This is a genomic window from Sporosarcina sp. (assembly GCF_029257255.1).
GTDB lineage: Bacteria > Bacillota > Bacilli > Bacillales_A > Planococcaceae > Sporosarcina.
Map to the genome: position 1 here is coordinate 1 of NZ_JARICI010000039.1, position 10,212 is coordinate 10,212.

A 10,212-nucleotide genomic window follows, 5' to 3' on the forward strand; every position below is an offset into this window, starting at 1 on the left:
GCTCCGACAGGCACTGGCCGACTAAATCGCCGCGTCCTGCGGCAACGTCGGCACTAGTACATCCTGTACGTCGGAGGCATAAAAGAAAGGCGCTCTTTGCCTTTCCTTTATGCCTGAAGTGATCCGAGGAGCTAGCCGTCGCAGCTGGATATGACTAAAAGCGGAAAGCGCCGTCTAGCCCTCAAAAACACTGTCAACTAACTGTCACAGGTTCAATTATCGAAATTCTAGATCAGATATGATAAACTGTTTTCATATACGCCAACTAACAAACGTATGTCTAAGCACGCAAATTAGAGGAGGAATTCCATGTATCCACAATTATCAACTGAAGTAGCAGAAAACGAAGCACTCGTTGTCATGAACACGACAATGGGCCCGATTAAAATAAAACTTTTCAAAGAGCAAGTGCCGAAGACGGTTGAGAACTTCCTGACACATGCAGAAAACGGCTATTACGACGGAATTATTTTCCACCGTGTTATCCCTGACTTCATGATCCAAGGGGGAGACCCGACTGGAACAGGTATGGGTGGAGAAAGTATCTACGGTGATTCATTTGAAGATGAATTTACAATGGATCTGTTCAACCTTCGCGGAGCACTTTCTATGGCTAACGCAGGACCGAACACAAACGGCAGCCAATTCTTCATTGTTCAAGCATCCGCTTTAGCAGGTGCATCTCCTGATCAATTGAAAAAAGGCGGCTGGCCGGATGAAATTGCAGAAGCATATGCAGAAAACGGCGGTACACCGCATCTAGATCAAAAACACTCTGTATTTGGCCAAGTCATTGAAGGTATGGATGTAGTGGATAAGATTGCAGGGGCGAAACGCGATCGTCAAGACAAGCCGAAAGAAGAAATCAAAATCGAATCGATTGAAATCGTTCAAAAATAAGCAACAGCCAGCAAGTAATAGGGGGAAACCAGCATGAATTTCGTTTTGTTAATGCCTTTCCTATACTTTCCTGAAGATAAAGCAGAATACATCCCGGCAGCAATTTCATTTGTCATTTTCATGACCTTGATGCTATTCGTATTCCGCTGGATCATCAAGAAGTCAAAACGGCAGGAAGAAGAAACGAAAGAGCTCGAACAGCGTATTCTTAAAGAGCGACAACATCATAAAAACCAAGAACATCCCGTCGACTAAACGGGATGTTTTTTAGTCTTAAAACTGGCAGAAGCAATATAATTATATTGGCTTGAAGTTAGTTGTTTATGTATATCAAATACGGTAATTGTTGAAATTGCGGCTGATTTTCTTTTTTCTTTTGGACCGCTATGCTATGATAAAAGAAAACAAAAATAAGGTGACAAATCGTGCAAACCGTGGAAATGAACAAGAGAGCTGCCATGCTGTTAAAACAATGGGATCCGTTTGAAGCAGGGGAAGAAGCGTATGAACTGGAAATCGCAGACGTCATATCCTCACTTCAAACGATTGATCATCCGACAGACTTGGCGAAATGCATCCGAGAAGTCTACGAGCACTCTTATGAAATTTGGATTCCCTTAGAGGAGTGTATGGACATCTCCTATAAATTACTGGCTGTTAAATATGAAGCCAAGTGTATTGTCTAATTTCATCTGAATCAAAACCACCCATTTTGCAGGGGTGGTTTTTTGTTCAACCGTTTTGAATATGGTATACTATGAAGCGGCCTTAGTGGCAGACTAGATACTATTATAGAGTGGAGCTGTTTTGCATGTCTCACAAGTTTTCAGTAGGAGATGAGCTTACCGGAAAAGTAACCGGCATACAGCCATACGGCGCGTTCGTCGCATTGGATGCTTCAACGCAGGGGTTGGTGCATATCTCTGAAATCACGTACGGATTTGTCAAAGATATTCATGAATACTTGGAAGTGGGACAGGAAGTTCGTGTAAAAGTGCTCGAAGTCGATGAAGAAGCGAGTAAAATCAGCTTATCGATTCGTGCTTTACAAGAACCACCAAGCTCCTATCAAAACCATCACCGCTCACGTCAATCCTTGCAGGAACGCGTGGATCAGCAAGATGCAGATGGGTTTAATTCGCTTAAAGACAAACTGAAAGACTGGATCGAGCAATCGGGTCACTAAAAACGCACGGAGGCATATGCTTCCGTGTTTTTTTATTACATTTCAAAAGAGGTGTACTTTGACTTACCTCTCAGTTTCTTTCATAATTAGATATGTAAACGCTATCATAAAAGGAGGACTTGATTATGATGATTCCATACAAGCATGAACCTTTTACAGATTTTACAGTGGAGAGAAACCGTACAGCTTATGAAGACGGACTTCGGTCGGTAGAAAGTTATTTGGGGAAAGACTATCCTTTACTTATTAACGGAAAGCGGATCATGACGGATAAAAAAACAGCATCAAACAATCCTTCGAATAAAAAAGAACTGATCGGCAATGTCTCGCAAACTTCGCAGGAACTGGCAGAACAGGCGATGACGGCAGCAAAAGACGCGTTTGAAACGTGGCGCAAGGTGAAACCTGAATTTCGTGCAGATGTGCTGTTTAAAGCTGCGGCTATTATCAGACGCCGGAAGTTCGAGTTTTCCGCCCTGCTTACGAAAGAAGCGGGGAAGCCTTGGAATGAAGCGGATGCCGATGTAGCAGAAGGAATTGACTTCTTGGAATACTATGGACGGCAAATGCTGAAACTGAAGGAAGGCGTACCTGTAGAAAGCAGACCGGGGGAGTACAATCGTTTTGATTATATCCCGCTTGGTGTTGGTGTTGTCATTTCACCGTGGAATTTTGCGTTTGCCATTATGGCTGGCACAACAGTGGGAGCGCTCGTTACAGGTAACACCGTGCTGCTGAAGCCGGCTTCAACGGCTGCTGTCATAGCCTATAAATTCATGGAAGTGCTGGAGCAGGCGGGGCTTCCGGAAGGTGTCGTCAATTATATCCCTGGCTCCGGTTCTGAAATTGGAGATTATCTCGTCGACCATCCTTCGACGCGGTTTGTGTCATTCACTGGCTCCAGGGAAGTAGGGACCCGAATTTTTGAACGTGCAGCAAAAGTACAGGATGGTCAGAAGTGGCTGAAGCGTGTGATAGCGGAAATGGGCGGTAAAGATACGATCATAGTGGACAATGAAGCAGATTTAGAACTGGCTGCGCTGTCCATTGTCAAATCAGCATTCGGATTCAGTGGACAAAAATGTTCTGCTTGTTCCCGTGTGATCATTCATGAAGATGTGTATGACGAAATAGTCGAGCGTGTTGAGAAGTTGGCCAAGTCATTTCAGTGGGGAGACCCAACGGACTGTGAAAACTTGGCGGGTCCAGTTATCGATCAGGCAGCATACGATAAAGTTATGGATTATATTGAAATTGGCAAGCGAGAAGGCCGTCTGATTGCAGGCGGGACAGGAGATGACTCAAAAGGCTATTTTATTGCGCCTACGGTTTTTGCGGATGTTGATCCGTATGCCCGAATTTCACAAGAAGAAATTTTCGGACCGGTAGTCGCACTCTCCAAAGCTTCTTCATTTACAGAAGCCATTCAATTTGCAAACGATACCGATTATGGATTGACTGGCGCTGTCATCACGACGAATCGTCATCATATCGAACAAGCGCGTGAGGATTTCCATGTCGGCAATCTATATTTTAATCGCGGATGTACAGGTGCAATTGTAGGATATCAGCCGTTTGGCGGCTTTAATATGTCGGGTACCGATTCAAAAGCAGGCGGGCCGGATTATCTACAACTTCACATGCAGGGCAAGACTACGTCCGAAATGCTGTAAGCTGAATGAAAGAGGTGGATGGATGTGACAAGATCAGAGAGAATCATCGAACAAACGGAAAAATTCGGTGCGCCGAACTATATACCGCTGCCGATTGTCGTTTCGGAAGCAGAAGGGGTATGGGTGAAAGATCCGGAAGGCAATAAGTATCTTGATATGCTGGCGGCTTATTCGGCTGTCAATCAAGGGCACCGTCATCCAAAAATAATTCAGGCGCTGAAAGATCAGGCAGACCGTGTCACACTGACTTCACGTGCGTTTCATAACGATCAATTAGGACCGTGGTACGAAAAAGTAGCTGTTCTGACAGGTAAAAACATGGTGCTACCAATGAATACGGGAGCAGAAGCAGTGGAAACTGCAATAAAGGCGGCTAGACGCTGGGCGTATGAAGTAAAAGGCGTAGCAAAGGATCAGGCTGAAATCATCGCATGTATTGGGAATTTCCACGGACGTACATTGGGTGCAGTTTCATTATCTTCCGAAGCAGAGTATAAAAGAGGATTCGGTCCACTCTTGTCTGGCATTAAACTAGTGCCGTACGGTGATATCGTAGCGCTTAAGAATGCCATTACTCCGAACACTGCAGGATTTATCATCGAGCCGATTCAAGGGGAAGCGGGAATCATCATTCCACCGCAAGGATTCATGAAAAAAGCAGCAGATCTTTGTAAAAGAGAACAAGTTCTGTTTATTGCAGATGAAATCCAGTCGGGTCTTTGCCGTACAGGGAAAATGTTTGCATGTGACTGGGAAGATGTCGTACCGGATATGTATATTCTCGGCAAAGCGTTAGGTGGGGGAGTATTCCCGATTTCTTGCGTAGCGGCAAACGACGATGTGCTGAATGTGTTTAATCCTGGCTCTCACGGCTCGACATTCGGGGGTAACCCGATGGCATGCGCTGTCTCGATTGCATCGATTAACGTACTGGAAAATGAAAGATTAGCAGAAAACTCTCAGGAGCTTGGAATGTATTTTGTAGATAAATTGCGAAAAATTAATCATCCATCTATAAAAGATATTCGCGGCAGGGGACTTTTCATTGGAATGGAACTGACGGAAGCGGCCCGTCCTTATTGCGAAAAATTGAAAGAGGCAGGCTTGTTGTGTAAGGAAACACATGACACGGTGATCCGCTTTGCTCCGCCTCTTACCATTACTAAAGAGGAGCTCGATTGGGCGCTGGAGAAAATCAGAGGTGTTTTTATAGACTGAATAAAAGTCATCACAATAAAAAATTCAGAAAAGGTTTGAAATTCGGGGTGGAATTCTTAAAGTGACCGTGTTATAATATGGCCGTGAAAGACAATACCAAACAAAGAGGCGAACCATACAATGACTGAAAACCTGAATCTATTTACGTCTACGCAAGTTGTCATCAAAGAAGCACTTGAAAAGTTAGGCTATGATGAAGGAATGTATGAACTACTGAAAGAACCACTACGTATGGTGGAAGTACGAATTCCTATCCGTATGGATGATGGAAAAACAAAAGTGTTTACAGGTTACCGAGGTCAGCATAATGATGCGGTCGGTCCTACAAAAGGTGGAGTGCGTTTCCACCCTGGAGTAACTGCTGATGAAGTGAAGGCACTTTCTATGTGGATGACGCTAAAAGCCGGAATTGTTGATCTTCCATATGGTGGCGGTAAAGGCGGTATCATCTGTGATCCGCGTGAAATGTCAATGGGTGAGTTAGAACGTTTAAGCCGCGGATATGTTAGAGCGCTCAGTCAAGTGATGGGGCCAGCAAAAGACATTCCCGCACCGGACGTCTTTACGAACTCACAGATTATGGCGTGGATGATGGATGAGTACAGCGCGATTGATGAATTTAACTCACCAGGATTCATTACAGGTAAGCCAGTTGTACTAGGTGGATCACATGGTCGTGACCGTGCAACTGCTGAAGGTGTAACAATTATTATTAACGAAGCGGCAAAACGTCGCAATATCAATATGAAGGGCGCCCGTGTCATTGTACAAGGGTTTGGTAACGCAGGTAGTTTCCTATCCAAATTCCTTCATGATGCAGGAGCGAAAGTAATTGGGATTTCCGATGCTTATGGCGCGCTGCATGATCCGGATGGTTTAGACATCGATTACTTATTGGATCGCCGTGACAGCTTTGGTACCGTTACTACATTATTCGACAACACGCTGACAAATGCAGAGTTGCTCGAAATGGACTGTGATATCTTAGTTCCAGCAGCTATCGAGAACCAGATTACTGAAAAAAATGCACACAATATCAAGGCGGATATCGTAGTAGAGGCAGCAAATGGCCCGACTACATCAGAAGCTACGAAAATTCTGACAGACCGTGGAATTTTATTGGTGCCTGACGTATTGGCAAGTGCCGGCGGTGTAACCGTTTCATACTTTGAGTGGGTACAGAACAATATGGGGTACTACTGGACTGAAGAAGAAGTGCGCGAACGTATGACAGAGAAAATGGTCACTGCATTCGAAAATGTATACAACGTTGCGACTACTCGCAATATGGATATGCGTTTAGCTGCATACATGATAGGTGTACGAAAAACAGCAGAAGCCAGCCGTTTCCGTGGTTGGGTTTAAATAAATTAAATTAAGGCATCTCCTCTTTATTGAGGGGATGCCTTTTACTCTTCATTCTGCTGAAGGTACAGGTGCTTGTTCATCATCGTGATCCCGCTGCCAATAATTGAATAGCACACCGAGTGTCAGTAAGCCGGACAATCCGATAATTACATATAAAAAACGGGCAAGCGGCTGGTAAGCACCCTCTGTTAATTGGGCAATCACGTCAAAACGGAAAATACCTACGACGCCCCAATTTAATGCGCCGATAATCGTCACGGCTAACGCTAGTTTTTGAAGTGTTTCCATACGATCTCCTCCTAAAATGAAGTATATCCCAATTTCAGAACACTATACTTGCAACACAAATACATCTTTTTCATAATAGAGACAAATCGGAGGAGGAAATCGGATGGATAATTTTGTTTTTCAAAACCCTACAAAACTTATTTTTGGTGAAGGTCAGTTACAGCGGTTGTCGAAAGAACTGAGTGCTTTTGGTAAAAGAGTGCTTCTCGTATATGGCGGAGGCAGCATCAAACGAAATGGTTTATACGACGAATTAATGAATATCTTTGCTGCTAATGATTTTAAAGTTACAGAATTGGCGGGAGTGGAACCAAACCCACGTCTGTCCACTGCAAAAAGAGGGGCAGATTTATGTAAAGAGCATCATATCGATGTCATTGTGGCGGCAGGTGGCGGTTCGGTCATTGACTGCACGAAGTTAATCGCTTCAGCAGCGAAGTATGACGGCGATCCTTGGGACTTCGTAATAGGTAAAGAGAGACCGAAAGAAGCATTGCCTTTTGGTACGATCTTGACGCTGACGGCAACCAGTTCAGAAATGAACGCAGGTTCTGTCATCACAAATGAAGAAACGCAAGAGAAATACGGCTGGGGTGGTCCCTTAAGCTACCCTAAGTTCTCTATTTTAGATCCTGCTTATACACTAACTGTTCCAATGGATCAAACGGTTAATGGGATTGTAGACACGATGTCGCATATTTTTGAACAATACTTCCATACGACAGAACAAGCGCCGTTTCAGGATGCGATTTGCGAAGCTGCATTGCGTCAGGTGATGGACATTGGCGGTAAATTGGTGCAGGACCCTAATAATCTTGAGCTCCGTGAAGCAATGATGTTTGCTGGAGTATGGGGATTGAACGGATTCTTATCGATGGGCACAAGAGGGGATTGGGGCACGCATGATATTGAACATGCAATTTCTGCAGTCTACGATATTCCTCATGCCGGCGGTTTGGCCATTCTTTTCCCTCATTGGATGAAGCAGACGTATTCACGTAACCCGAAGCGTTATGTCCAGTTAGCTGTGAATGTATTTGATGTAGATCCTACTGGTAAAACCGATGAAGAAACTGCTAGGGAAGGTATTGATCGTTTGAGTGCTTTCTGGAAGCAAATCGGAGCACCTGTATCACTTGCAGATTATAATATTGATGATTCGAAACTAGAGCTGATTGCCAATAAAGCGGCTGTCAATGGCCCACTAGGCGGCTACGCAAAGCTGTCTCGTGATGAAGTGCTAGTATTACTGAAAACGTGCTTATAATAAAAAAGCATCAAGTCCGCCGACTTGATGCTTTTTTTATGGGTAAATGACAAGTTCCACTGATTCTACGAACGACAGAGTTGTCAGTTCCACATAGAGAGAGGAGGTAGATTTCTTTGGAAGGGCAGTGAGTTTAAATTGTAATTCATGACGATACTGCTGGTGCTCAGTCTGAAACTGTCTAATTCTCATATGATCGATTTCCATACTTTCTTTCCTTAGATATTCCACTAGTTCTTCAATTTTAGCTTTATCTGATATGATGACGATGCATGTCGCTTCCTTCATTCGTAAGCGTCTTGGACCAAACCGGCTTAAAAACGGTGCGATCATTTCTATAACCAGCATGACACTGATCACTGCAAAGAAGGCTTCAATATAGAATCCTGCACCAACAGCGATTCCGATTCCTGCTGAACCCCATATCATTGCAGCTGTTGTCAGACCGGTGATGTTGTCGTTGTCTCTTCTCAGTATGGCGCCGGCTCCCAAAAAGCCAATCCCGCTGACGATTTGTGCTGACAAACGCAACGGATCCATTGTAATATTGATATCATTGCGTGCTGGTACCATATAAGCTGCTTCCATCGAAATAATCGTCAGTAGACAGCTGAATGTAGCGATTACCGCACTCGTTTTCAATCCGATGGGTTTCTTTTTAATTTCCCGCTCGACGCCGATAACTAAACTTAAGAAAAGAGCGATTCCTATTTTCATAACTGCTTCTAAATTGAATGATTCAGTTAGCAAGGTCGTCATGGTATATCCTCCTTCATGGACGAATTAAACAAAAACGCATTAGAAATTCTGGAATAAGGTAAACTTTGTACACTCATCTCTGCTTCTTATTGTAAAGGGTTGAGTAATAGAAAGAGAAGTGAAATGTTATGAATAAACCGGTGATTCATCCATATATACCAATTGTAATTGGAGTTCTGACAGTGGGCTTATCTGCTATTTTTGTGAAATTAACAACCGCAGATGCAGGAGTCACTGCCTTTTATCGTATGTTTTTTTCAGTTGTTATTATGCTTCCGTTATTTTTCTATTCCTATAGAAGAGAACTTCGGCAACTTAGACAAAGAGATTGGCTGTTATCTGGGATAGCGGGGCTCTTTTTAGCGATTCACTTTGTGCTTTGGTTTGAATCGCTGAATTATACCTCCGTTGCCAGTTCAACCGTGCTTGTTACACTGCAGCCGATCTTTGCTTTAGCAGGTACCGCTTTGTTTTTTAAGGAAGTTATTACCGGTAAGATGCTGACTGCAGTTTTAATTGCGCTCACGGGAAGTATCATTATCAGCTGGGGGGATTTCCAAATCAGCAGTGCAGCGCTTTTTGGAGACCTCCTGGCGCTGTTAGCCTGTGGTTTTATTACGGCTTATTTATTAGTAGGGCAGGATGTGCGTAAAAGAGTATCGCTCATAACCTATACGTTTCTCGTTTATACAGCAAGTTCCATTGTATTGTTCGCATATGTTCTATATGAACAACAGCCGCTGATCGGTTATCCTGCTTCTGACTGGATGTGGTTCCTTGCTTTAGCGCTGTTACCAAACTTATTGGGGCATTCTCTTTTTAATTGGGCAATCAAATGGGTTAGTACAAATGTGATCTCAATTACTATTTTATTTGAACCGGTAATTGCATCCGTTGCTGCTTACTTTGTTTTGCGAGAAAGTATTACATCAACGCAATTAACAGGCGGAATCATTGTCCTGATAGGGATTCTACTGTTTATAATAGACTTCAAAGTAATAAATAAAAAACTTTTTTCAAAAAAGACTTGATTTCTATATCGAATCTATTGTATATTAGTTCTTGTCGCTTGGGACACACGCTAAATCAACGAAAAAAGTTTTTAAAAAAGATGTTGACTTAAAGTGTTGCTGAGTGTATTATAGAGAAGTTGCTTTTACAGGACAAACCAAATGAACCTTGAAAACTGAACAGCAAAACGTTAACGAAAATAGTCTGTGCACTTCGGTGACACAAACAAAAATGAGTATCTTAAATGATGCCAGCAAGAAACTCGAGCTAACTCGAATCTTTCTTATACTTGCTGGCCGGTGAGACGTTGTGGAGTACTAGGAAGTGAGTGAGAGAGGGAGGGAGCGTACTTTTGTACGTGACCGACCGAACGAGCGAAACTGACGACGTAATCCGCGGCGTATCGCCGGACAGTATTATGGAGAGTTTGATCCTGGCTCAGGACGAACGCTGGCGGCATGCCTAATACATGCAAGTCGAGCGAAACTTCAGGAGCTTGCTCCTGAAGTTTAGCGGCGGACGGGTGAGTAACACGTGGGCAA

General features: G+C 43.6%; 11 protein-coding genes and 1 rRNA gene. 10 read left to right on the forward strand and 2 right to left on the reverse strand.

Annotated elements, in window-relative coordinates; translation table 11 throughout:
* Window positions 1-309: 309 nt before the first annotated feature.
* The 7 genes from Q1J64_RS08675 to Q1J64_RS08705 all read left to right on the forward strand — a co-directional run bounded on the left by Q1J64_RS08675 (window position 310) and on the right by Q1J64_RS08705 (window position 6,342).
* Window positions 310-900: a peptidylprolyl isomerase gene (locus tag Q1J64_RS08675; protein ID WP_301108672.1), complete on the forward strand. Its 591-nt coding sequence runs from the start codon at window positions 310-312 to the stop codon at window positions 898-900.
* A 33-nt stretch (window positions 901-933) separates the two neighbouring features.
* Window positions 934-1,155 carry a hypothetical protein gene (locus Q1J64_RS08680; RefSeq protein ID WP_301108673.1) on the forward strand — a complete coding sequence of 74 codons (222 nt, stop codon included), beginning with the start codon at window positions 934-936 and terminating at the stop codon, window positions 1,153-1,155.
* A gap of 170 nt (window positions 1,156-1,325) precedes the next feature.
* Window positions 1,326-1,586, forward strand: coding sequence for a DUF1871 family protein (locus tag Q1J64_RS08685; protein ID WP_301108674.1), 261 nt, complete (start codon window positions 1,326-1,328; stop codon window positions 1,584-1,586).
* A 125-nt stretch (window positions 1,587-1,711) separates the two neighbouring features.
* Complete coding sequence (yugI, locus tag Q1J64_RS08690) at window positions 1,712-2,086, forward strand: S1 domain-containing post-transcriptional regulator GSP13 (RefSeq protein ID WP_301108675.1); 375 nt, start codon at window positions 1,712-1,714, stop codon at window positions 2,084-2,086.
* A gap of 125 nt (window positions 2,087-2,211) precedes the next feature.
* Window positions 2,212-3,759, forward strand: a complete 1,548-nt coding sequence (pruA, locus tag Q1J64_RS08695; protein ID WP_301108676.1) for an L-glutamate gamma-semialdehyde dehydrogenase — start codon at window positions 2,212-2,214, stop codon at window positions 3,757-3,759.
* A 24-nt stretch (window positions 3,760-3,783) separates the two neighbouring features.
* Window positions 3,784-4,977 (forward strand): ornithine--oxo-acid transaminase, encoded by a 1,194-nt coding sequence (locus Q1J64_RS08700; protein ID WP_483315968.1) that lies wholly within the window; start codon window positions 3,784-3,786, stop codon window positions 4,975-4,977.
* A gap of 120 nt (window positions 4,978-5,097) precedes the next feature.
* The gene (locus Q1J64_RS08705; protein WP_301108678.1) at window positions 5,098-6,342 is read left to right on the forward strand and encodes a Glu/Leu/Phe/Val family dehydrogenase; all 1,245 of its coding nucleotides are present in this window, start codon (window positions 5,098-5,100) and stop codon (window positions 6,340-6,342) included.
* A gap of 51 nt (window positions 6,343-6,393) precedes the next feature.
* Here Q1J64_RS08705 and Q1J64_RS08710 read toward each other — a convergent pair whose 3' ends face one another.
* Window positions 6,394-6,633, reverse strand: coding sequence for a DUF378 domain-containing protein (locus Q1J64_RS08710; protein WP_301108679.1), 240 nt, complete (start codon window positions 6,631-6,633; stop codon window positions 6,394-6,396).
* 103 nt (window positions 6,634-6,736) lie between these two features.
* Here Q1J64_RS08710 and Q1J64_RS08715 point away from each other — a divergent pair, with 103 nt between their 5' ends.
* A complete protein-coding gene (locus Q1J64_RS08715; protein ID WP_301108680.1) occupies window positions 6,737-7,900 on the forward strand; it encodes an iron-containing alcohol dehydrogenase in 1,164 nt (387 codons plus the stop codon).
* 36 nt (window positions 7,901-7,936) lie between these two features.
* Here the strand turns inward: Q1J64_RS08715 and Q1J64_RS08720 are convergent, their stop codons facing one another.
* A complete protein-coding gene (locus Q1J64_RS08720) occupies window positions 7,937-8,659 on the reverse strand; it encodes an MgtC/SapB family protein (RefSeq protein ID WP_301108681.1) in 723 nt (240 codons plus the stop codon).
* A gap of 128 nt (window positions 8,660-8,787) precedes the next feature.
* Between Q1J64_RS08720 and Q1J64_RS08725 the strand changes: the two genes are divergently transcribed.
* Both Q1J64_RS08725 and Q1J64_RS08730 read left to right on the forward strand, forming a co-directional pair.
* Complete coding sequence (locus Q1J64_RS08725; RefSeq protein ID WP_301108682.1) at window positions 8,788-9,690, forward strand: DMT family transporter; 903 nt, start codon at window positions 8,788-8,790, stop codon at window positions 9,688-9,690.
* A 395-nt stretch (window positions 9,691-10,085) separates the two neighbouring features.
* A 16S ribosomal RNA gene (locus Q1J64_RS08730) occupies window positions 10,086-10,212 on the forward strand; the annotation flags it as partial.

Bases quoted from the DNA above. Each gene is read 5' to 3' on its own strand.
- Q1J64_RS08675 (WP_301108672.1), top strand. From the start codon at position 310: ATGTATCCACAATTATCAACTGAAGTAGCAGAAAACGAAGCACTCGTT.
- Q1J64_RS08680 (WP_301108673.1), top strand. From the start codon at position 934: ATGAATTTCGTTTTGTTAATGCCTTTCCTATACTTTCCTGAAGATAAA.
- yugI (WP_301108675.1), top strand. From the start codon at position 1,712: ATGTCTCACAAGTTTTCAGTAGGAGATGAGCTTACCGGAAAAGTAACC.
- pruA (WP_301108676.1), top strand. From the start codon at position 2,212: ATGATGATTCCATACAAGCATGAACCTTTTACAGATTTTACAGTGGAG.
- Q1J64_RS08705 (WP_301108678.1), top strand. From the start codon at position 5,098: ATGACTGAAAACCTGAATCTATTTACGTCTACGCAAGTTGTCATCAAA.
- Q1J64_RS08710 (WP_301108679.1), bottom strand. From the start codon at position 6,633: ATGGAAACACTTCAAAAACTAGCGTTAGCCGTGACGATTATCGGCGCA.
- Q1J64_RS08715 (WP_301108680.1), top strand. From the start codon at position 6,737: ATGGATAATTTTGTTTTTCAAAACCCTACAAAACTTATTTTTGGTGAA.
- Q1J64_RS08720 (WP_301108681.1), bottom strand. From the start codon at position 8,659: ATGACGACCTTGCTAACTGAATCATTCAATTTAGAAGCAGTTATGAAA.
- Q1J64_RS08725 (WP_301108682.1), top strand. From the start codon at position 8,788: ATGAATAAACCGGTGATTCATCCATATATACCAATTGTAATTGGAGTT.